18 protein-coding genes are annotated in these 21,382 nt (G+C 58.2%); 10 read left to right on the forward strand and 8 right to left on the reverse strand.

Annotated features, from left to right (window positions below; translation table 11 throughout):
• From L8H52_RS23830 to msrA, 7 genes are all read left to right on the forward strand, one after another.
• A partial coding sequence (locus tag L8H52_RS23830; protein ID WP_242208986.1) for a hypothetical protein occupies positions 1-226 on the forward strand: 226 nt, incomplete at its 5' end.
• Positions 223-4,839: an RHS repeat-associated core domain-containing protein gene (locus tag L8H52_RS23835; RefSeq protein WP_242208987.1), complete on the forward strand. Its 4,617-nt coding sequence runs from the start codon at positions 223-225 to the stop codon at positions 4,837-4,839. The genes L8H52_RS23830 and L8H52_RS23835, both read left to right, overlap by 4 nt.
• A gap of 11 nt (positions 4,840-4,850) precedes the next feature.
• Positions 4,851-5,357 carry a DUF4265 domain-containing protein gene (locus tag L8H52_RS23840; protein ID WP_242208988.1) on the forward strand — a complete coding sequence of 169 codons (507 nt, stop codon included), beginning with the start codon at positions 4,851-4,853 and terminating at the stop codon, positions 5,355-5,357.
• A gap of 204 nt (positions 5,358-5,561) precedes the next feature.
• Positions 5,562-5,903 (forward strand): hypothetical protein, encoded by a 342-nt coding sequence (locus L8H52_RS23845; RefSeq protein WP_242208989.1) that lies wholly within the window; start codon positions 5,562-5,564, stop codon positions 5,901-5,903.
• Between the two features lie 92 nt (positions 5,904-5,995).
• Positions 5,996-6,259, forward strand: a complete 264-nt coding sequence (locus tag L8H52_RS23850; protein ID WP_077572604.1) for a PAAR domain-containing protein — start codon at positions 5,996-5,998, stop codon at positions 6,257-6,259.
• 58 nt (positions 6,260-6,317) lie between these two features.
• On the forward strand, positions 6,318-6,713 hold the full coding sequence (locus L8H52_RS23855; protein ID WP_242208990.1) for a hypothetical protein: 396 nt from the start codon (positions 6,318-6,320) through the stop codon (positions 6,711-6,713).
• A gap of 178 nt (positions 6,714-6,891) precedes the next feature.
• Entirely contained in the window at positions 6,892-7,398 is a 507-nt protein-coding gene (gene msrA, locus L8H52_RS23860) for a peptide-methionine (S)-S-oxide reductase MsrA (RefSeq protein WP_242208991.1), read from the forward strand.
• 105 nt (positions 7,399-7,503) lie between these two features.
• Here the strand turns inward: msrA and L8H52_RS23865 are convergent, their stop codons facing one another.
• The 4 genes from L8H52_RS23865 to L8H52_RS23880 all read right to left on the reverse strand — a co-directional run bounded on the left by L8H52_RS23865 (position 7,504) and on the right by L8H52_RS23880 (position 11,975).
• The gene (locus L8H52_RS23865; protein ID WP_242208992.1) at positions 7,504-7,959 is read right to left on the reverse strand and encodes a hypothetical protein; all 456 of its coding nucleotides are present in this window, start codon (positions 7,957-7,959) and stop codon (positions 7,504-7,506) included.
• Between the two features lie 129 nt (positions 7,960-8,088).
• A complete protein-coding gene (locus L8H52_RS23870) occupies positions 8,089-8,739 on the reverse strand; it encodes a hypothetical protein (protein ID WP_242208993.1) in 651 nt (216 codons plus the stop codon).
• 89 nt (positions 8,740-8,828) lie between these two features.
• Positions 8,829-9,620, reverse strand: a complete 792-nt coding sequence (sseB, locus tag L8H52_RS23875) for an enhanced serine sensitivity protein SseB (RefSeq protein ID WP_242208994.1) — start codon at positions 9,618-9,620, stop codon at positions 8,829-8,831.
• 228 nt (positions 9,621-9,848) lie between these two features.
• Complete coding sequence (locus tag L8H52_RS23880; protein ID WP_242208995.1) at positions 9,849-11,975, reverse strand: TonB-dependent receptor; 2,127 nt, start codon at positions 11,973-11,975, stop codon at positions 9,849-9,851.
• Between the two features lie 188 nt (positions 11,976-12,163).
• Between L8H52_RS23880 and ppk2 the strand changes: the two genes are divergently transcribed.
• On the forward strand, positions 12,164-12,979 hold the full coding sequence (gene ppk2, locus L8H52_RS23885; protein WP_242208996.1) for a polyphosphate kinase 2: 816 nt from the start codon (positions 12,164-12,166) through the stop codon (positions 12,977-12,979).
• Positions 12,980-13,017: 38 nt separating this feature from the next.
• Here ppk2 and L8H52_RS23890 read toward each other — a convergent pair whose 3' ends face one another.
• On the reverse strand, positions 13,018-13,851 hold the full coding sequence (locus L8H52_RS23890) for a suppressor of fused domain protein (protein ID WP_242208997.1): 834 nt from the start codon (positions 13,849-13,851) through the stop codon (positions 13,018-13,020).
• 171 nt (positions 13,852-14,022) lie between these two features.
• On the opposite strand from L8H52_RS23890, the gene L8H52_RS23895 reads away from it, so the two are divergent.
• Positions 14,023-14,238, forward strand: coding sequence for a hypothetical protein (locus tag L8H52_RS23895; RefSeq protein WP_242208998.1), 216 nt, complete (start codon positions 14,023-14,025; stop codon positions 14,236-14,238).
• A gap of 25 nt (positions 14,239-14,263) precedes the next feature.
• Here L8H52_RS23895 and L8H52_RS23900 read toward each other — a convergent pair whose 3' ends face one another.
• Positions 14,264-16,876: an EAL domain-containing protein gene (locus L8H52_RS23900; protein ID WP_242208999.1), complete on the reverse strand. Its 2,613-nt coding sequence runs from the start codon at positions 16,874-16,876 to the stop codon at positions 14,264-14,266.
• A gap of 221 nt (positions 16,877-17,097) precedes the next feature.
• On the opposite strand from L8H52_RS23900, the gene L8H52_RS23905 reads away from it, so the two are divergent.
• On the forward strand, positions 17,098-19,296 hold the full coding sequence (locus tag L8H52_RS23905) for an OsmC domain/YcaO domain-containing protein (RefSeq protein WP_242209000.1): 2,199 nt from the start codon (positions 17,098-17,100) through the stop codon (positions 19,294-19,296).
• 269 nt (positions 19,297-19,565) lie between these two features.
• Here L8H52_RS23905 and L8H52_RS23910 read toward each other — a convergent pair whose 3' ends face one another.
• Together L8H52_RS23910 and L8H52_RS23915 are read right to left on the reverse strand one after the other, a co-directional pair.
• Positions 19,566-20,081, reverse strand: a complete 516-nt coding sequence (locus L8H52_RS23910; RefSeq protein WP_242209001.1) for a PaaI family thioesterase — start codon at positions 20,079-20,081, stop codon at positions 19,566-19,568.
• Between the two features lie 8 nt (positions 20,082-20,089).
• Positions 20,090-21,247 carry a GGDEF domain-containing protein gene (locus tag L8H52_RS23915; protein WP_242209002.1) on the reverse strand — a complete coding sequence of 386 codons (1,158 nt, stop codon included), beginning with the start codon at positions 21,245-21,247 and terminating at the stop codon, positions 20,090-20,092.
• Positions 21,248-21,382 lie beyond the last annotated feature (135 nt).

Genomic DNA, 21,382 nt, shown 5'->3' on the forward strand with positions numbered 1-21,382 from the left:
GATGCAGACGGCGCAAGGTGCGATGCAAACAGCGCAGCGAGTGAAAGGTGTGGTGCAGGGCGAGGTGGCGGTGTTGCCGAAGCTGGCGAGTGCGGTGTTGCCAAGTGCGTCGGGGGTTCTTGGGGCGGCGAGCAAGGCGGGCAACTTGCCGAGCCTGCCTGCACCGAGTCTGCCAAAACCTTCCTTGAAAACCCCGGGCCTGTTGGCGGGTGAGATGCTGTCATGACCAATGAAGTAGCTGCTGTAAAACGTGAACCTCAGGTTGCCATCGTTCCACTGAACGCCATCGACATTCAGGACGTCGCCAGCAGTGCGGCAACCTTCGATGCTTGGCTGCAATCGGCTACGGATGGCGTGGTCACGCTTGATCGAATCAAGAACTACGCCGGCTTCCTGCCGGTGGTGGGCAACATCATGGCGCTAGTCGATGCGCTGGGTGACATCGTCACCCTGTCGAACGGCAAGCAACGCGACTTGCTCGCTTGGGCCAGTCTTGGCATCAACCTGATCGGCGTCTTGCCGTTGCCGCCGTCGATGGCCGCGGCGCGGATGACCCTGCGCCCGACGCTGTTTCTGGTGCGTCAGGAAATGAGGGCCAGCAGCAAGGTGTTGCTCAGCACTTCCGTGATCGAGGTGCTGGTCGGCCACCTGAACGCCTCGATTATCGGCACGCTTGATGATTTTGTTGAGCAAGCCAAAGGCAAGTTACCGGGCATTTTGGCGGACGCTGGCAAGCTCGGCGAAGAAATCATTGATCAGATTGCAATAGGCATCGAAGCGGTGGCGTTCGGCAATCTGGATGCCAAAGGTGATCTGAATGCAGCCAGCGCCCAGGCGAGCGCCGCAGCCGATCAATTCAAGAATGATCCGCTGGCGTCATTCAGCAATGTTTTTGGGGCTGCCAACAGCGCCCTGAAGTCGGCAGGCAAAGGCCTGGCCAACAGCGTGGTGCAAAACCTTGTCCCCGATGACTTCAAAAAAACCGTTTCTGACGAAACCAAAAAACTGCGCGCGATGGGCCCGGAGCTGCGTACGCAGTTGAGCAAGCTCGACGATGAGTCGGTGCAGAACTCGATCGGCTGGTTGCTGCTGATCCTCTCCAGTGCCGTGACCTTGTGGCGCAAGCGCAATGCCCATGGGCAGAACGCCGCCGTCCACCCGGAGAAGACTGGTCAGGCGAAGCGTACGGCATCCGAGGGTCAGTTGGCCTCCAACGGCCAACAGGCGCCAGCGAAAGGGGCGCCCAATCCAGAGAAAGGTCCCTGTAAATGCGCCACGCCATACAGCATCAACTTTGCCTTGGGTTCGGAAAGCCTCAGCCATACCGATTTCAGCCTGCCCGGCCCCTTCCCGATCGAATGGACGCGCACTTACAACTCCCGCCTCGACGCCTACGATCAGAGCGAACTCGGCGCTCGCTGGATCAACGAATTCACCACACGCTTTGACTGCGTGGACGATGGCCTGACGTTCTGCGGCGCTGACGGCCGCGACCACAGCTATCCACTGCCAAAAGTCGGCCTGTTCCACTACGACGCCATCGAAGACATCACCCTGGTCCGCAACAGCGAAGATCAGTTGTTGCTGTGCCGTGGTTTCGAGCGCAAGGAAACCTACGTCCGTCGTGGCCAGCGCTTTGTGCTGAGCAATATTTCGCTGCGCAACGGCGCCGGGATCATGCTGCATTACGAGCACCGTCACGGCGAACACTCGCTGCTCTCCGACCTGATCACCTATCAGGAAAACGACTTCACCAAAGTCCATTTGCACCTCGGCACGATGATCGACGATAACGGCCGGTTTATCGGCCTTTGGCAGATCGTTGACGGCGAACCACTGCGCCAGCTCTGCGCCTACCAGTACGACGCCTTTGGCGACCTGATTCAGGCGCAGGACGAGAACGGCGCCGTCTGGGCGTATCAGTTCCAGCATCACCTGATCACCCGCTACACCGACCGCACCGGGCGCGGCATGAACCTGCAGTGGGACGGTTCAAGCGCCAAGGCCAAAGCCGTGCGCGAATGGGCCGACGACGGCAGTTTCGACACGCGTCTGGAATGGGACGAAAACATTCGTCTGACCTACGTCACCGATGCCCTCGGCAACGAGACCTGGCACTACTACGACATCCTTGGCTACACCTATCGCATTCGCTACGCCGACGAGCGTTCGGAATGGTTCTTCCGCGACGAGGCGAAGAACATCGTGCGCCGCGTCAATGCTGACGGCAGCACCGATCGCTACAGCTACGATGAACGCAGCAACCTGCTCGAACACATCCGCGCCGACCATACCGTGATGCATTACGCCTACGACGATCAGGACCTGCTGATCAAGATCAGCGATGCCGAGGGCGGTCAGTGGCAGCGCGCCTATGACGACCAAGGCAATCTGGTCGAAGCGCTCGATCCGCTGGGCAACAAAACCGAATACGCCTACAACAAATCCGGCCTGCCCACCGCGATCAAGGACGCCAACGGCAACGAAAAAACCCTCGACTACAACGATGCCGGGCAACTGGTCGAGTACGTCGATTGCTCGGGCAAAACCAGCACATGGGAGTACAACGATCTGGGGCAGATGATCTGCTTCACCGACGCCGCCGGCAACGCCACCGAATACGAATACAAGGCCGGCCAACTGGTGCTGATCAAGCACCCGGACAAGACCGAAGAACGCTTTGATCGTGACGCCGAAGGTCGGCTGTTGGCGCATGTCGACGGTCTCGATCGCTGCACCACCTGGAGCTACAGCGCGGCCGGTTTGATCACCGAGCGTGTCGATGCCGCGGAACAAACACTGCGCTATCGTCGGGACCGTCTCGGACGGCTAACGGCCCTGGAAAACGAAAACGAACAACGCGCGCTCTTTCACTACGATCCGGTCGGACGCCTGCTGGAAGAACGCCGCTTTGACGGGCGCAGCACGCGTTATCAGTACGACCCACTGACCGGTCGCCTGGCCCAATCGATCAATGGCCAACGTGTCATCTCGTTGAGCTTCGACCCGATGGGCCGTTTGACCGAACGTCGCGCGACCTTGGGCGACCAGTCGCAAAGCGAAACCTTTGCCTACGATGGCAACGGCAACATGGTGCTGGCCGACAACGCCGACAGCCGCCTGCAATGGTTTTATGATCCGGCAGGAAATATTCTGCGTGAGCACCAACACTATCTGGGGTTGGACAGCCCGGTGGTCGCGGTCTGGCGGCACGAATACGACATACTAAACCAGTGTATTGCCACGACCCGTCCAGACGGCCACCGTGTTAGTTGGTTGACTTACGGCAGTGGACACTTGCTAGGTCTACGACTGGACAATCATGAACTGGTTGGCTACGAGCGCGACGACATGCACCGCGAAATCGCCCGCCATCAAGGCAACCACCTGGTGCAAACCCAAAGCTGGGATCCGGTTGGTCGCTTGCAGGAGCAATTGCTGGGACGCAGCGACGACAAATCCACGCTGCTCAAACGCGAATACACCTACGACGCCGCCGGCCAACTGACTAACATCAACGACAGCCGCCGTGGCCCGCTCGCCTATCGCTACGATCCCGTTGGCCGACTGCTCAGCGCCGTGACGCGTCAAGGCGTGGAAACCTTTGCCTTCGACCCGGCCGGCAACCTGCTCGACGACAAGGCGACAGAAATTCGCCGACCACTGGATCAGACGCCACAGCGCAGCAAACTCGTCGATAACCTGCTGCGCGAATACGCGGGCACCCACTACGACTACGACGAACGCGGCAACCAGATTCAGCGCTGGCACAACGGCCAACGAAGCGATCTGCGCTGGGATCTGTTTGATCGACTGGTGCATTTCGAAGATCCGCGCCTGAGCGTGGATTTCGCCTACGACGCACTGGGACGCCGCCTGCACAAAAATTCTCGCGCGCACTACAAACAGCGTCCGGAAGCCGGCTCTCTTTGGAACAGAAACGAACACGCCCGCAAACAGCGCGAACTCGGCTGCGGTTTCACCTTGTATGGTTGGGATGGCGACAACCTCGCTTGGGAAAGCAACCCGGCGCAAAGCGAAGGCGAGCCGGGTCGCACGGTTCATTATGTCTTCGAGCCAGACACCTTCGTCCCGATCGCTCAGGCTGTACGGCATGCGCCAATCGATCTGATCGGTTTGCCGGATTACAGCGGTGAATATAGCCTTGATGAAGATCCGGTGTGGAATCACAAGGTAATGGCATTACCGTTTGATGCGTTGGCGTGGTACCAGTGTGATCACCTCGGAACGCCGCAGGAGCTGACCGACTCCCAAGGCAACATGGCCTGGACCGCGCAGTACAAGGCGTGGGGGCAGGTGACGGAGCAGCGCTCGGAGTGGGCGCGGCAGCATGGTGTGATGAACCCAATTCGGTTCCAGGGGCAGTATCACGATCATGAGACAGGGCTACATTACAATAGATATCGTTATTACGATCCTTCGGTCGGACGTTTTATAAATCAAGATCCGATCGGTCTCGCAGGGGGATTGAACGCCTACGAATATGCACCAAATCCGGTGCAATGGATCGACCCGTTAGGTCTAGCGCGTATTCCGAAGTCGGTGAAAACGAAGGTAGCTATCGAGAACAAGCAATTTCACGGAGTGGAATCATGTGAGAAGTGCTTGATCACAGTAGTTCCTGGTCAAAAGAGCCAGAGGGGTGTAACTCCGCCACCGAATGAACGACAATTCGATCATATTCAACCTGATTCATTGGGAGGCGCAAACGATGAGGGTAATACCCAGATTCTATGTCGCCGTTGTAATCGTGAAGCTTCTGATTCAATCAAGCCGGATTACAAAACAATCAACCGTCTAGGCGGCTCCCCACCTTGAGCGTATAAAATATGAAAGATATTTTTCACAAGATTGTCTTTGAGTTAACGCCTGACGAGGATGATTATCCTCCTGTATCTGCTGAGTCGATTTGGGGTATCTATGCCGGTGATGGCACCTATACCTTAGACAATACTCCCTATTACGTTTATGGCGTGAGTAAGGGAGATTCCGTGCAGGTAAAGTCCAGTGGCGATGAGATGATAGCTGTGCGTGTCGCAAAACAGGGTGGCCATTCGACTGTCAGAGTTTTTGCCAGTGATACTGAAGAGAAAAGTAAAATAATCGCTGATCTTCATCAGTTCGGTGCCTCGTGCTCAGTTAGTCAGGAAATGTCGCTGTTTACAGTGGATATTCCCTCAGATTGTGATTTTTTCGCAATCGACAGATATTTGTCCGATATTGCTGATGGGGAAAATATTGCATATGAGGATGCTTGTCTGCAGCACTCAGATATTGAGTCATCTCGTCTAGGGGAGTGCCTGTCATTGGCTTCTTTACCACTACTAGCTCATTGATTGAGTAAGCCCTGAGGGGGGGAGTGGAGACAGGCCGCGATCTGGAGTTTATTAATCGTAGTCTGTCCCTATTAATATCCTGACGATGTTACGCAGTCCTCATTGTTGGCTGTGCAGTCACATTGCCCTGTCTGCTCAAGAGAACAGGGTTGGCATGTATCGTCTTATTCAAAATGTATGGAAACCAAGCTGGGGATCTGATTAATGCAAAAGGCTGAAGCTGTTTATCCGGACCAGGCGCAGACAGAAATCTGTAGCAAGTATGGAATGTCTGTGCAACCGCCCGAAGAGATGGTCACGGTTGCTATTGATTCGCTTGGCCAGTCGCCGATCTACGGCACCAGAGTGCAATTGCCCGAGGACGGTAACATCAGTTGGTTCATTCACTGCGGTGAGTACTCGACGGCGGATGACTTTTACAAGCCTGTCCATGTTCACCACCTAAGTGAAATGTTGCCTCAGGTTGTGAATTATCTTTGTCTGCCCACTGGCACAAAATTCATCATCGATACAGCCGGCTATGAAGATGTCTGGATGGCTGAGTAAGAAATATTGAAGCCGGTTCACCACCGGTCTCGCGTTTGATTGATCCCGTGGAACAATTGGAATATCAGCGGTTTGGTCAAAGGAGTGACAACATGAAAGACGCCATTCGGTTGGGCGACTCCACCACGCACGGTGGCAAGGTGCTCGAAGCCTTCTCTCAGACCGACCTCAACGGCAAACCGATTGCCGGTGTCGGTCACAAGGTCAGTTGCCCATTGTGCAAAGGCATATTTCCGATCGCCGAGGGCAGCAGCACCTACACCGTCGACGGCACGCCCATCGCCCTCGACGGCATGAAAACCGCCTGCGGCGCTGCGCTGATTGCGAGCGGGCCGAAAGGCGCCGTGATCAGCTAGGCACTTAATCATTCTGGATTCAATCAATACCCCCGCTGTAAACCTTAAAGGACTAAACATGAAATACACCGCTTTGATCCTCGCCATGACCGCAGCCCTGGGCACTGCCAGTTTCGCCCAGGCGGAAGAGATTGATCCTGCAGCGCTGAAAAATGCCTACGACATGGGGCGCAACTCGGTGGGTTTGATCAACCACTGCGTCGACAAGGGTTTCTTGAAAGCTGACAGTACAAAAAACGCTAACAAGATGGCCGCGTTTATGGCGGGCATGCCGGGGCAGGTGAACAAAAGTGACGGCGACAAGATCGAAGCTCAGGGACGCAAAGGCGAAGTATTGGTAAATGGTGAATACCAGAAGCTCGAAGGTAACCTGCCGCCGACGCTCAGTCTCAAGCAGTGGTGCCAGCAGGCGGATCAAGGCATGCGTAATGGTCTGGAGCAAGCAGGTTTGTAAGTGAATCCGACGCTGTGGCCTTGTTCGAAAAACGCTCGCTGATTGCGAGCGTTTTTATTCCACTGCTGGTGCTTGATGGTCCGGATTTTGTCGTTCTATTGGCTCAGCCCCTTGGAATCCGCCAACCCGCCCTCATAACCATTGCTATCCCCAACACCCCGAAGAGGAACGACACGCCATGACCACTCAAACCGAAACCGCCATCCTCGCCGGCGGCTGCTTCTGGGGCATGCAGGATCTGCTGCGGCGCTATCCCGGCGTGTTGCAGACTCGCGTCGGTTACACCGGCGGTGATGTGCCGAATGCTACTTATCGCAACCATGGCGACCATGCCGAAGCTATCGAAATTGTCTTCGATCCGGCGGTGATCAGCTATCGACAGATCCTCGAGTTTTTCTTCCAGATCCACGACCCGAGCACGCCTAATCGTCAGGGCAACGACCTCGGTCGCAGCTATCGTTCGGCGATTTATTACCTCAGCGAAGCGCAACGCGACATTGCCGAGGACACCGCTGCCGATGTCGACGCCTCAAAACTGTGGCCGGGTCGCGTGGTGACCGAGATCGAACCGGCGGGGCCATTCTGGGAGGCTGAGCCGGAGCATCAGGATTACCTTGAGCGTATTCCGAATGGCTACACCTGCCATTTCATTCGGCCGAACTGGAAGCTGCCGAAACGCGGGTGAGGGTTGCACGCCGCTCACTCAGCGCGACTTCACTGGTTGCGAGGCTGAGTGAATTTCCGACTTCGCGGGCAAGCCCGCGAAGTGGGGAGCGCTCATGGCGCCGTTTTAGCCCTGCGCTTGATCCTTCAAATCATCCAGCGCATCGATGATCGCCTCATCGCTGTCGGCCATTGCGTCTCGCATGTCTTTAGCGAGGGTGCTCTGGATGGCCATGAATTTTTCGGCCAGATCGCGGCCCTTTTTCGAACTCAGGATGATCGTCATCGCCTGCTCGGGATGCTGGTTGGCGCGTATCAGCAGGTCAAGTTCATCGTTGTTGAAGTGGTTGGCGTAGATTTCCACGACCATGTCCTTCAAGTCGTCAGGATCGATTTTCTCTCGCACGACATTGCGAATTTGCTCGCGTTCGAGCATCGGGTAGCGAGAGGCATAACCGTTGGACGCGGTCTCGACCATGCTGGCGTATTGCTTGGTCATGCCACTGGACTCGACAAACGCCTGCGCCTTGTCCTTGCTACCCCCACAACCCGCCAGCGCCGCTGCCGCCAATACGGGCAGCATTATTTTTCTCATGCTCATGAGCATTTTTCCTTGAATGATCTGTAGGTACAGCGGGCGCCGCAAGTCTCCCTGTCTCTCACTCCAAACAGTGTTCAAGGGTAATGTGGAAGTGATCGAGCAGTGTCGCCATTAATGCCGACTGACCTGCTTGAGCCAGTTCCAGAAGGGGTCGTTCGATTCGCTCACATCCATGCACTCTGTACCGCGGACCAGTTCCGCTGCGCGCGCGGGTATGCTCAGCCCGAGCGTTCGCTCGACGTGGCTTCGCAACAGAAAAGGCGGAGGAGGGTAATCGTCTTCGGCGTATTCTTTTTCGCGTACTTCATCCGGGGTCAGTTGAAACTGCTCCGGCCAGCAGAGCTCGTCGTAACCGATAGCCAACAGCCTCAACAAGTCTTCAATCGTGTCCGTCAGGACGCAAAGCATCGTTGACCCGGATCCTGATCCCAGATGAACGAATCGCTGTTGCCCGCTGGCGTCAAGCCACAGTCCGGCCCACGAGCCGTCTCCACCGGTTCTGAGGAACAGGGTCAGGCGCTGGTTTACGTCAGGATCATCGCTGTTAGTCCAGCGGGCGGTGTCGGCAGGCACTGGCAGGTAAAATGCGGTTGTCGCCACATCGCTGTGTGCAGGGTCCGGATGCAGCGTCATATAGCGCGTGCCATCGCGGTGACTGCGCACGCAGCCATGTTTTTCCAACAACTCAAGCGCTTGGCGAAGGCGCGCGGGCATCGGATTGCCCGCAGGAAAAGCGGCCGCCATTTCATCGGTGAAGTTCATTCATTTCCTGACTCGGTGGGCATTGGAGTGGGCGCGGTCCGGTTCAAACGTCGTCTCGTCCAAAACCCAATGTCCCGGTGTATGTTCAATCACGCTTTACCAAACCCCAGAAAAGAACGCAGTTTATTGCCCCACTTGCGCTCATAGAACGGCGTGGTTTCCCTGAGAAAGTAATCACTCAGGCCAGCTTCACCTTGGGATACCCGGCACAAATCAACCGGCTCTCCCTGCGGCGCGGTATCTCCTGCAACATTGCCCGCCTCACGCATAACCCGCTCAATATCGCCGTCCGCCTCGATACCCACGATCAAGTGCGGTTTTTCATCGACCGAGGTGTCATGCATCAATGCCAGAAACGCGCGCTTCACATTGGAATGTTTGGCGAGCAATTGCGTGAGCGAGTGGACCATTTGTGACGGGTATTCGGCAGGCTGTCCGAGCAGCACGTTGGTTTCTTTCTCGACCGTGCGTTGCGTGGCGGTCTGGCCAACGGCGTCGGCGAGCAAATTGTGCACCTCTTGCGGGAAAAACTCTTTGCCGTACGGCGACTTGGGATTCAGGCAGAGCAGGGCGCCCAGTGTGATTTCGAACAACGATCGGGCGGGTATTTCGAGGTAGGTCTGCTCGCTGTCGATGGACTGTTGCAGTGTTTGCAGTGACGAGAAAAACGGGATGACCGGGGTGCCGTCCGGTTTTTGCCAGTGGGCAATGCTGATGTTGCTGCCAGCTTGGAGATTGACGTGGCCGTCTGCCTCTCCGGCGGTGCCGAGGATGTAAACGTTCGAATTCAACAGGGTGTTGAAAAACTCCGGACGATGTGCCGGTTCGTCGGCGGCCCGTTTGAGGCTTTTTTCCAGCAGGTTTTCTGGTTGGGTATCCATGGTATTCATCCGTGATTCGGTCAAAAACAGGGCGAAGCGTAGATCAGTTACATCGACGCTGGCTCGACTGACGCCTTCGCGGGCAAGCCCGCTCCCACAGGTTTTCGGGTTGCTCACAAAGTCGCGGTACAGCGCAAATCATTGTGGGAGCTTGCCTGCAAGCGATTCCGGTGGCTCAGTCAAACCATTCGGCACAGCCAGTGCGCCATCGCCAGCAGGGAGAAGATATCAGAGCAAACTCCACGAAACCCCAACATAAACCCCCATCCCTTCACCCGGCGTTGACCGCGCTGCATCCAGTCCCTTGTCGTCATACCCCGGTGTAACCGTCGCCGCGTAGTGCTTGTTGGTCAGATTGCGCATATCCACCCAACCCTGCCAGTCACCCTTCGGCGCGTTGTAGCCCAGTGTCGCGCCAAACAATGCGTAAGGATCGGCGTAATAACTGTTGGCGTAATCCACGGCAACTTTCGACACCAGTTGCGTATTCACCGCCGCAAAGAACCCCTGCGGCCAGTCGTAACGCAATTCGCCCTGGTAGTAATGCATCGGCAGACCGGGCAGGCGGTTGTCGCCAAAACGATCATCATCGCGATAGTGGAAATCACTGAAGGTATACGCCTGTCGCAAGCTCAACTGACGGCCATCAGCCGCCGACCAGAGTTTGCTGTTCAGGCTGGCTTCAACACCTTGGTGCACGGTCGGGCTGGCGTTCAACTCATACGGCGTGACGGCATTGGCATCCGGCAACACCGACAGCAACTCATGCCGAACCTGCGCGTAGTACCACGCCAGACTCCATTCGCCGACAGCGCTGTCGCCACGGCCACCCAGTTCCAGTGTGGTGGCGGTCTGGTTCTGCAGTTTGATCGGGTCTTTTTGCGTGCCGGTCGCGGCGCCATTACCCGCCGGGAAGCGCACGTTGGAGCTGTAGATCAGCGACCACGGGTGCGGCGCTTCAACCGAGCGGCTGAGGTTGCCGAACACTTGCAGGTCCGGGGTGATCTGGTAACGCAGACCCAGGCGCGGCGCGTAATCCCAGTCGTTCATGCTGGTTTTGCCGCCGCTTTGCGGGTAGGTCACGTCGCTTTCGCGGCGGGTGTAGATGGCGGCGAGGCCGGTGGTCAGCCACAGGTCGTCGGCGATTTCCAGGTCGTTGCCGAAGTGCAGAACGGTGTCCGAACCCTGATAGGTGAAGTTACGCATGCGCGTGCCCGGCAGGTAATTGGCGGTGTTGCCGCTGGGGATGCGCACAAACTCACTGGCGCCGTCGTTCGGCAGGTGTTTGGTCACGCGCAGGCCGACGTTGCTGCGGCTTTCCATGCCGAAAATCGTGTCGCGGCGTTTGTAGTCGAAAGTGCCGCTGACGTCGGTGTAGGCGACTTTCAAGCGGTTCGGGCCTTCGCGCAGGTCCATCGGGTAGTCGTGGTAGACGAGGCCGGTCTGGATGCTCGAATCGTCGTCGATGTAATAGGTGGTCTTGTTGCCGATGAAGGTGCTGCCCGGTTGTTTGCGGCTGTCGTCGCGCGCCACGTAAGACGGATTGGCCGCCCGCGGCGAGTGTTCGATGGAGTGCTTGGTCACGCGGCCGGCGAGGTCGTTGTCGGTCTCGCGGTAGCGGATATAGAAGCGGGTTTCCAGATTCGGGTTGAAGCGATAGCCGAAATTGGCGATCACGCCTTTGCTTTCGCTGGCGGTGTGATCCTGGTAGCCGTCGGCGTTGGAGTCGGTGAGCGACACGTAGTAATCGAAATCGCCGAGCACTTGCCCGGAGCTGACCTGACGCTGCTGATAGCCGTGGCTGCCGGTGGCGTAGCGCACTTGCAGTTTCGGCGCGGTGTAGCCGGTGTGGCTGACGTAGTCGATGGCGCCGCCGAGCGCCAGCGAGCCACGATCAAAACCGTTGGCGCCGCGCAGCACTTCAACGTGATCGACCCACAGCGGTTCGAGCAATTCGTACGGCGTGCCGCCCGGACCGCTCAGCGGCAGACCGTCGAGCATCGTGTACAGCCCCGACGCGTGGGCGCCCGGCGCGCGGTTGATGCCTGAGCCACGCACCGAGATTTTCACGCCTTCATTGCCCGCCGACTGCGCATAAACCCCTGGCTGATACGCCAGCACATCCTGATTGCTCGCCACGCGGCCCTGCAACGGCTGACGCATGTCGACCACGTTGGTGCCGCCGGGCACTTGTTCCAGGCGGGCCCTGGCTTCTTCAACACTGGCGTCGGAACCCCGTTGCTCATCTGCCGAAATCAGTACTTGCCCCAACTCCAGACCTTGAGTCTCGGCCATGGCCGGGCAGGCGAGGGCCAGGCCGAGCAGGGCGGTGGGCAGGGATTTGGGCGACGGCATCAAAAAACTCCAGGCAGGCAAGAACGGGCAATGAACAGTGCGACGTAACAAAGAACGAACGAAACACATGGCAATTTGGCTTTTTGCCCGGCAATGGCAATCAGCACGGCATGGACTAACCTCACGTGTCTGGTTTGTCCCGTCAATCAACACTCTGTTTCTGCATTTATTGGAGAGAGGCCAAGGTCATGGCAAAAGGCAAAAAGAAGGCCGCCACGGCGCCTGAAAGTCCCAAGCTGAAAAACAAGGATTACCTCGATCAACTACGCAAATTGCACGTTGAACTGGTCAAGTTGCAGGAGTGGGTGATCGCCAAGGGCGTCAAGGTCTGCATCGTCTTCGAGGGACGTGATGGCGCGGGCAAGGGCGGTACGATCAAGGCGTTGACCGAGCGCGTCAGCCCGCGAGTCTTCCGCGTAGTGGCGCTGCCGGCACCGACCGATCGCGAGAAAAGCCAGATGCATGTGCAGCGTTATCTGCCGTATCTACCGGCGGCAGGCGAAGTGGTGATCTTCGATCGCAGTTGGTACAACCGCGCGGGTGTCGAGCGGGTGATGGGGTTCTGCACCGATGAGCAGGCCGACAAATTCCTCAGATCGATTCCCTGGGTCGAGCACGCGATCGTCCAGTCCGGGGTGATCCTGCTCAAGTACTGGCTGGAGGTCAGCCCCGAAGAGCAGACCCGCCGGCTTGAGGCGCGGATCAACGACGGGCGCAAGACCTGGAAACTCACACCGATGGACCTCAAGTCCTACAGCCGCTGGTACGACTACTCACGGGCGCGGGATGAAATGTTCAAGCACTCCGACACCGAACACGCGCCATGGCTGGTGGCCGACTCCAACGACAAACGCCGCGCACGCCTGAATATCATCACCGATGTGCTCAGTCGCATTCCGTATGAGGATGTGAAGCGCGAGAAGGTCGAGTTGCCCAAACGGCAGAAGCCGGGCAAGTACCGTGATCCGGATTATCCGTATAAACGTGTAGCGGAAAAGTTCTGAGGCGGTGGCGCTTACCGCTGGGCAAGCGCCACCTGGGATTAAACGACGCTTGCGCGAGTCAGGCTGCTGGCGGGGCCAAAACCGGCTGACTTCAAACGGGCGATCAGATCGTCCCGCGCGCTTTGTCCGCCCGCACGGATGTATTCCAATTCGGCTGCGGTGATCAACATCACGCTGACCAGTTTAACGGGGGACAGTGGCATGTCCTCGATTAGCGTCGGGAAATCCGCTTCAGGCGCGCCGAGGAGCATGCCGGTCATGTCGTCTTCGGTGACGAACTGCTCCGGCAACTGATCGCACATGTAGTCCGATTTGCTGAAACCAGGGATCTCGAATGACAACGAACCGTATTTTTCCAGACGCTCGGTGAGACCGCCGGCGTAGGCGACCTCCCTTGCGAGGTGCTTCAATAACTCGAAGGCCCAACTGCGGGTGAACGGATCAACGTCACCCACTGCACCGCGCGCATGCTCGGGGATGTCGGCAGTTTCGATGAACAGTTCCATCTCGAACCCGTTGCCCAGACCCTCGACACCATCGAAAGGGTCTGACATGCCTTCGGTGGCAAAGATGATCGAGTCGCCGCGGCGCACCACGCGATAGGCCTGTCGCGTCGATGGCCAGTCCGGGCCGCCCATGAAACTCGGACTGAACGCATAGCCCAGTACATCGCGCTCACTGACACCGATCGTGTTCCAGTGCTGATCAAGGCACTTTTGAGTGGCTTCTCTGACTGCCAGATTGGCCTTTTCCGCCTCGCTCAAATCGTCATAGGAGAATGTTTCGTAGTGTTCTTCGGTGGGTTCTGGAGTTTGAGCTGGCCCGGCGACCGGTTTTTTCAATGAGGCGAAAAGTTTTTTAAAAAATTGCACAGGCATTCCTTGCACGGTCGTAATGGTTCTGCCAAATGGCGGGCGCGGGCAGATTCTCGCATTGGTTTAGAATGATGGCCAATTGATTTCAGCGTTCCTTCTGTCGATTGCCCTGAACCATCGCGATCTCGTTTCTTTCTACCCGTGGAGTCCTTCACGAGATCATCCCCGATGTTCGATCAGCGCAAACAAGCAAAACTGGCGGCATGGCGAAAACTGGCGACGCAAGCGCAGATGCGTCTGGACCCGGAGGAGCAGTACGACGAACTGCTCAAGGCCGCCGATGAAATGGAGGAGCAGGGGCTGATCACCAGCGCCGAGTGGCGGCAGTTGGTGCGCGATGCGGGCAATGTGTTTACTGGTGAATCGGGTCGAACACACGGCTGATCAGTCGGCGGACGTTTCAATACCCTCATATCACCCGGCCTTTCTTCAGCTTCAGTTGCGCACCTCTGGAATCGCGCAAAAGTCGCGCAAAGGCGACTTTGTCAATCGGCCGGCTCATGAAATAACCCTGCACTTCGTTGCATTGATCGGCACCGAGAATATCCAGTTGCTCTTCGGTCTCGACCCCTTCGGCGGTGACGGTCAGGCCCATGGCTTTGCCCAGGCCGATGATCGCCTGCACCACCGCGCGATCATTGGTGCCGCTGTTGATCGAGGCGATGAAGCGCTTGTCGATCTTGATCCCGTCGAACGGATAAGCACGCAAGTAACCCAGCGATGAATACCCGGTGCCGAAGTCATCCATGTTCAGGCGCACGCCGAGCTCTTTCAGGGCATTCATGGTGGTCAGCGCACCGTCGGTGTCGTTGAGCATTACGTTCTCGGTGATCTCCAGTTCCAGGCGACTGGCCGGGAAGCGGGTTTGCACCAGGACTTCGCGAACATCCTCGACCACATCGCTGACGGCAAACTGCGCGGGCGACAGATTGACCGACAGCAGAATGTCTTCCGGCCAGCCCAGCGCAGTTTCGCATGCCTCGCGCAACACCCAGCGCCCCAGCGGCACGATCAGATCGGTCTGCTCCGCCAGCGGTATGAACAGATCCGGGCCGAGCAAGCCTTTGGTGGGATGCTGCCAGCGCACCAGCGCTTCGACCGAAACGATGTGCTTGCCATCGACCTTGTAGCGCGGTTGATAGTGCAGGATGAATTCGTTGTGTTTGAGCGCATGGCGCAAATCATCTTCCATTTGCCGGCGGGTCTGGATCTGGTCGCTCATGTGCGCTTCGAAATAGCACCAAGTATTCTTGCCCTCGGATTTGGCCTGATACAGGGCGATGTCGGCATAGCGGATCAGGTCGCTGGGCACGTAACCGTGGCGACGACTGAGCGAAATGCCGATGCTCGCGCCGATGTGCAGCGGATGATGCTCGAACACCACCGGCTGATGCAGGCTGCCGATCAGGCGGCTGCAGAACTTGTCGATTTCGTTGTGGCTGTCCATGCCGTTGAGCACCACGATGAACTCATCGCCGCCCAGTCGTGCGACGAGGTCGTGTTCGCGGGTGCATTCACGCAGGCGCGCGGCGACTTCCTGCAGCACCGCATCACCGGCCGGATGGCCGAGCGAATCGTTGATCGGTTTGAAGTTGTCGAGGTCGATCATCAGCAGCGACAGCGGCGGCGCATGTTCCTTGAGCAGCAGTGCTTCATCGAGATATCGCGCGAGTTTGTTGCGATTGGGCAGACCGGTCAGGGCGTCGTGCATCGATAGATGTTGAATCTGTGCATGGGCGGCGACTTCGTCGGTGATGTCGCTGGCGGTACCGCGATAGCCGATCACCGTGTGTTTGTCGAAGATCGGCCGGGCGGACAGCCGACAGTGGCGCGTCTGGCCGGAGTGGTCACGGTAGGTGCAACGCAAGTCACTGGCGCTGTTCTCCTCGGTGAGGTTTCTCAGCCACAGTTCCAGTGGCGTGGTGTCGCAATTCAACAGGTGGCCGATATCTTGCCCCAGCCACAGGGTTTGCGGGTAACCGGTCACTTCGCTGAAGCGCGCCGACAGATACGTCAGCGCCAGGTTGCGGTCGACTTCCCAGATCCAGTCCGACGCGGCTTCGGCCACCGCGCGAAAGCGCTCTTCGCTGGCCTCCAGGCCACGGTTGGCGGCTTCCAGCGCCTGGTTGGAGCTCTGCATGACGGCAAAACTCTGGTCGACGTATTGCGATGAGCGCAAGGCGTGCCGAAAGAAATAGGCGGTCAGCAGCATCAGCACCACCATCGTCGCGCCGAGAGGCGGCAGCAACGACCACAATAAATGTTGTCCGGGCCGTTCCAGGTCGGCGATCAGGCTGTAACCGGTGTTGTCCAGCGCCACTCGCGGGCGGTCGGGCGCAAGGGTTTCGTCCGGCGCCAGGGTCAGATTGCGCAAGCCGTAGCCGCTGCCGATCAGGCGCAATTTGGTCGGGGTGAGTTTATCGACGAACACCAGCACCGAGGTTTTCTGCGCGGCGTCCAGCGGCCGCTCATCATTGGGAATGATCGCCGCCGCCGACACCAGCGCCGGCCAGCCTTCGAACAGCGAGTAGGTGCTGACCGGTTTGCTCAGATCGCTCTGCCCCTGAACCTGATCCAGCAGCGATGCCGCACTGACCTGCAGATACGCCGACAGATCGGCATCGAGTAGTTGCCCTCGTACCACGGCGTATTTAGTGCGCTCGCGGTCGAGTACGAACACGCCGTCATAGCCGTCACTGGTGAACAGGGTCTTGCCGATGTTCTGCTCGGTATAGGCCCAGTTGGTGTCGACCTGATCGTTCAAATGCTCGTAAGCCGTGGTCCAGTAGGCGTAGCTGGTGATGTAGTTTTTCGACGCGGTGATGCGGTTTTCCAGGGCGCGGGCTGAGTAGAAGCGGGTTTTGTTGATTTCCTCGCTATCCAGCGCATTGGCAATCCCCAGCAAAGCCACCGTCGCGGCAATCACGCCGCTGACGAACAGCGCACCCACGGCGATGGCCAGGCGCCGGGTGACGGCGCTTTGGCGGGGAGGAAGAGGGGCTGCATAGCTGGAAATGTCCATGTGCTCGTCCTTGATCCGCTGTCTTCTGAATCTAGAACCACGGCGCGGGCGCAATGTTCAGATTCTTCTCGGCGACTGCAATGAAAGCGTAGTGAACCCGGCGTGAATTGCCTCCCCAAGTGCAGGACGCCGATCAGCGGCGATTCCCGAAAGGGCAAGACTTCCCGCGCAAAAACCGGATAATGGCGGCCATTCGTTTAGCCGTATTCTGGTAATCCCGCATGGAAATCAAGGTCAATTTTCTCGACAACCTTCGACTTGAAGCCAAGTTCGACGACTTCACGGTGATCGCCGATCAGCCCATTCGCTACAAGGGCGATGGCTCGGCACCGGGGCCGTTCGACTATTTTCTGGCGTCGTCGGCGTTGTGTGCGGCGTACTTTGTGAAGTTGTACTGCGACACCCGCAACATTCCGACTGAAAACATTCGTCTGTCGCAAAACAACATCGTCGACCCGGAAAACCGCTACAACCAGATCTTCAAGATCCAGGTGGAGTTGCCGGCGGACATCTCCGAGAAGGATCGCCTGGGCATCCTGCGTTCCATCGATCGCTGCACGGTAAAGAAGGTTGTGCAGACCGGTCCGGAATTCATCATCGAGGAAGTCGAGAATCTCGACGCCGATGCTCAGGCGCTGTTGATGCCGGTAGCCGGTTCGGACGCAGGCACCTTCATCGCCGGCAAGGACCTGCCGCTGGAGCAGACCATCGCCAACATGTCGGGCATTCTGGCCGATCTGGGCATGAAGATCGAAATCGCTTCGTGGCGCAATATTGTGCCCAACGTCTGGTCGCTGCACATCCGCGATGCCCATTCGCCAATGTGTTTCACCAACGGCAAGGGCGCGACCAAAGAGGGCGCACTGGCCTCGGCATTGGGCGAGTTCATCGAGCGCCTGAACTGCAACTTCTTCTACAACGACCAGTTCTGGGGCGAAGAAATCGCCAACGCCGAGTTCGTCCATTACCCGGACGAACAATGGTTCAAGCCGGGACCGAAAGATGAGTTGCCGAGCGAGATTCTCGACGACTACACCCGGAAGATTTACAACCGTGACGGCGAATTGCGTGGTTCGAACCTGTTCGACACCAACTCCGGCAACACCCAGCGCGGCATTTGCTCGCTGCCGTTTGTACGCCAGTCCGACGGTGAAGTGGTGTACTTCCCGTCCAACCTGATCGAAAACCTCTACCTCAGCAACGGCATGAGCGCCGGCAACACCTTGGCCGAAGCGCAGGTGCAGTGCCTGTCGGAGATCTTCGAGCGCGCAGTCAAACGCGAAATCCTCGAAGGCGAAATGGCCCTGCCGGACGTGCCACAGGAAGTGCTGGAAAAATACCCGAGCATCCTCGCCGGCATCAAAGGCCTGGAAGAGCAGGGCTTCCCGGTGCTGGTCAAGGATGCGTCGCTGGGCGGTGAATTCCCGGTGATGTGCGTGACCCTGATGAACCCGCGCACTGGCGGCGTGTTTGCCTCGTTCGGCGCGCACCCGAGCCTGGAAGTGGCGCTGGAACGCAGCCTCACCGAACTGTTGCAGGGCCGCAGTTTCGAAGGCCTCAATGACTTGCCGCAGCCGACGTTCTCCGGTCAGGCGGTCACCGAGCCGAACAATTTTGTCGAGCACTTCATCGACTCCAGCGGTGTGGTGTCGTGGCGTTTCTTCAGCGCCAAGCCAGATTTCGAATTCGTCGAGTGGGACTTCTCAGGCCAGGGCGAAAACTCCAACGCCGAAGAAGCCGCGACGCTGTTCGGCATCCTCGAAGACATGGGCAAAGAAGTCTACATGGCGGTCTACGAGCACATCGGCGCCAAAGCTTGCCGCATTCTGGTGCCGGACTACTCGGAGATCTACCCGGTCGAAGACCTGATCTGGGACAACACCAACAAAGCCCTACAATTCCGTGCCGACATCCTCAACCTGCACACCCTGAGCAAGGTCGGCCTGCGCAACCTCGCCCAAGGCCTGGAAAACAGCGAGCAGGACGATTACACCGAGATCACCACGCTGATCGGCATCGAGTTCGACGACAACACGCCGTGGGGCAAGCTGACGATTCTGGAACTGCGCTTGCTGATCTGCCTCGCGTTGCAGAAGTACGAGCAAGCCAAGGATCTGGTTGAAGCGTTCCTGCAGTACAACGACAACACCGTCGAGCGCGGCTTGTTCTATCAAGCGGTCAACGTCGTGCTGGAGATGGAACTGGACGAGGATCTGCAGCTGGAAGACTACGAAGCCAACTTCCGTCGCATGTTTGGCGACGAGCGCATGGATGCGGCGATCGGTTCGGTTAACGGCAGTGTGCGCTTCTACGGTTTGACGCCGACGAGCATGAAGCTGGAAGGGCTGGATCGGCATTTGCGCTTGATCGAGAGCTATAAGAAGCTGCATTCGGCGCGGGCGAAGGTGAAACAGGGCTAAGCCTGTTTCACATGGGGTTCGGTGGTGAATTCACCCCTCACCCCAGCCCTCTCCCCAGGGAGAGGGAGCCGATCTGTGGGCTTTTCAAGACCAGAGACCGGTTCGAAATCTCAGTTCGGTGTATTTCAACCAACCCCCCCGGTCAGTCTCTTCTCCACAAGGAGAGGGCTGGGGTGAGGTTTTTTCAAAAACAGAGGTCGACTCGATATCTCAGGTCTGTGTATTTCAACCAAACACCGCGGTCAGTCCCCTCTCCCTCTGGGAGAGGGTTAGGGTGAGGGGCTTTGGCTTTTACGCCCATGCGCCGCATCCGCCAGTTGCCCGGTATCGACCCGCACAAACACCGAATCACCCACCGCCGTCAGTACATCTCCCGCATACACCTCGCAAATCACCCGCGTCTTGCGCCCAACCTCACCCTCGACTTTCGCCCGCAAAACCAGCGGCACGCCCATCGGCGTCGGTTTGATGAACTTGATGCCGAGGTTGCCAGTAACGCAGTCAATGCGCGGCAGGCTGCCGGGTTCGCGGTTCTCTGCGCGGTAGTGGTAGGCCATGACTGTCCAGTTGGAATGGCAGTCGATCAGCATCGCGATCAAACCGCCGTAGACCAGGTCCGGCCAGCCGCAGTATTTGGCCTCGGGCAGGTGTTCGGCGATAACGTGCACGCCGTCTTCATGCCAGTGGCTTTTGACGTGCAGGCCGTGCGGGTTACGGCCGCCGCAGCCGTAACAAACGCCTTCGGGCGCGGCGAGGTCTTGCAGAGGTGTTCCGATGCTGGACATGCTTTTTATTATCCTGGAGTGGTGAGTCCGGTCAGGCGCAGGCGATTGCGTCCGCCGCGTTTCGATTCGTAGAGGGCGGCATCGCCTTGTTCGATCAGCGCGGTCAGGGTGGCAGGCGCTTTGTCGAACAGGTTGGCGCCGATGCTCAGGGTCACGGCTGCGGTGGTGGGGAATGTCTGTGCGGTCATGCTCATAAACTGCTCGCGCAAGGCGTTGCCCAGTTCCATGACACGCTCACTCGATGCGCTGTTTAACAGAATGACAAACTCGTCACCGCCCAGGCGCGCCGTCAGCGCATTGCGCGGCAGCAGCGAGCGGATCATCTCGCTCAGGGCGATCAGCAAACGATCCCCAGCGGTGTGGCCATACTGGTCGTTGACCAGTTTGAAATTGTCGATGTCGATCAGCAACAAGGCGCCGGGATGCTCCGGCGAAACGTGTTCGAGCAGGCGCGGCGCGCGCTTTTCCAAGGCCCGACGGTTGTACAGCGCCGTCAGCGGGTCGCGTTCGGCGAGGCGGGCGATCTGCTTTTCCCGGCGATAACGTTCGGTGCCGGTCATCGACAAGGCGATCAACATGATTGCCATCGCGCCCTCAACCAGAGAAATCTGGATGATCTCGCCACGAAACGCCGCCAGATCGATCAGCGTGCCGGGGATCACCACGGTCAAGGCTTTGGCGACATAGAAAATCCCGTGACCGAGCAGCACGTAACGCAGTTGCACTGCGCCGACGCTCAATGATTTGCCGTGAGGGCGCAGCAGCGAGCTGGCCTTGAGGGTCGACAGCGCCACCAGCAACGAATTGGCCGCCAGCATCACCTTCGACCACAGCGGCCCGTCCGGCAACAACAGCATGACCAGCCAACTGACGAAGATCAGGTACCAGGCCGGCGACAGGCGTATCTGGGTGAAGCGCGCCACACCGAGCAGAAACAGGAAATGCGCGGTCACCAGCAAGCCGTTGGCGAACCAGATGCCGATCAGCAGAAAGCCGCTGCTGCGCAGCAGGGCCAGGGTAGAACCGACAGTGATGGTGGCGAAACCGGCGCTCCAGAACAGTAGCGAAGGCTCCCGAATGCTGCGCCATTCGATCGCCAGATACAGCGCGGCAGCGGCTGCGAGGGCGATGGAAATGGTCAACATCGTAGGTGGGTCGAGCGGCATTTCTTGATGCGCCTGTCTGATTGGCAGTGAGACCGGCGATTGTAAGCGTTCGGGCGGTTTTTTCGCAGAGGTCGCGTTGCCGCGCAGACCGCTGGCAGCGGGGAGGGCGCGGCAGACATCCTCCGCCGCGCCGAA

This window comes from Pseudomonas sp. CROZ-RG-20F-R04-15 (assembly GCF_022662375.1).
Lineage (GTDB): Bacteria > Pseudomonadota > Gammaproteobacteria > Pseudomonadales > Pseudomonadaceae > Aquipseudomonas.

Bases quoted from the DNA above. Each gene is read 5' to 3' on its own strand.
- L8H52_RS23880 (WP_242208995.1), bottom strand. From the start codon at position 11,975: ATGCCGTCGCCCAAATCCCTGCCCACCGCCCTGCTCGGCCTGGCCCTC.
- L8H52_RS23915 (WP_242209002.1), bottom strand. From the start codon at position 21,247: ATGCCGCTCGACCCACCTACGATGTTGACCATTTCCATCGCCCTCGCA.
- L8H52_RS23905 (WP_242209000.1), top strand. From the start codon at position 17,098: ATGGAAATCAAGGTCAATTTTCTCGACAACCTTCGACTTGAAGCCAAG.
- L8H52_RS23850 (WP_077572604.1), top strand. From the start codon at position 5,996: ATGAAAGACGCCATTCGGTTGGGCGACTCCACCACGCACGGTGGCAAG.
- sseB (WP_242208994.1), bottom strand. From the start codon at position 9,620: ATGGATACCCAACCAGAAAACCTGCTGGAAAAAAGCCTCAAACGGGCC.
- L8H52_RS23870 (WP_242208993.1), bottom strand. From the start codon at position 8,739: ATGAACTTCACCGATGAAATGGCGGCCGCTTTTCCTGCGGGCAATCCG.
- L8H52_RS23845 (WP_242208989.1), top strand. From the start codon at position 5,562: ATGCAAAAGGCTGAAGCTGTTTATCCGGACCAGGCGCAGACAGAAATC.
- L8H52_RS23895 (WP_242208998.1), top strand. From the start codon at position 14,023: ATGTTCGATCAGCGCAAACAAGCAAAACTGGCGGCATGGCGAAAACTG.
- L8H52_RS23835 (WP_242208987.1), top strand. From the start codon at position 223: ATGACCAATGAAGTAGCTGCTGTAAAACGTGAACCTCAGGTTGCCATC.
- L8H52_RS23910 (WP_242209001.1), bottom strand. From the start codon at position 20,081: ATGTCCAGCATCGGAACACCTCTGCAAGACCTCGCCGCGCCCGAAGGC.
- msrA (WP_242208991.1), top strand. From the start codon at position 6,892: ATGACCACTCAAACCGAAACCGCCATCCTCGCCGGCGGCTGCTTCTGG.
- ppk2 (WP_242208996.1), top strand. From the start codon at position 12,164: ATGGCAAAAGGCAAAAAGAAGGCCGCCACGGCGCCTGAAAGTCCCAAG.
- L8H52_RS23865 (WP_242208992.1), bottom strand. From the start codon at position 7,959: ATGCTGCCCGTATTGGCGGCAGCGGCGCTGGCGGGTTGTGGGGGTAGC.
- L8H52_RS23900 (WP_242208999.1), bottom strand. From the start codon at position 16,876: ATGGACATTTCCAGCTATGCAGCCCCTCTTCCTCCCCGCCAAAGCGCC.
- L8H52_RS23855 (WP_242208990.1), top strand. From the start codon at position 6,318: ATGAAATACACCGCTTTGATCCTCGCCATGACCGCAGCCCTGGGCACT.
- L8H52_RS23840 (WP_242208988.1), top strand. From the start codon at position 4,851: ATGAAAGATATTTTTCACAAGATTGTCTTTGAGTTAACGCCTGACGAG.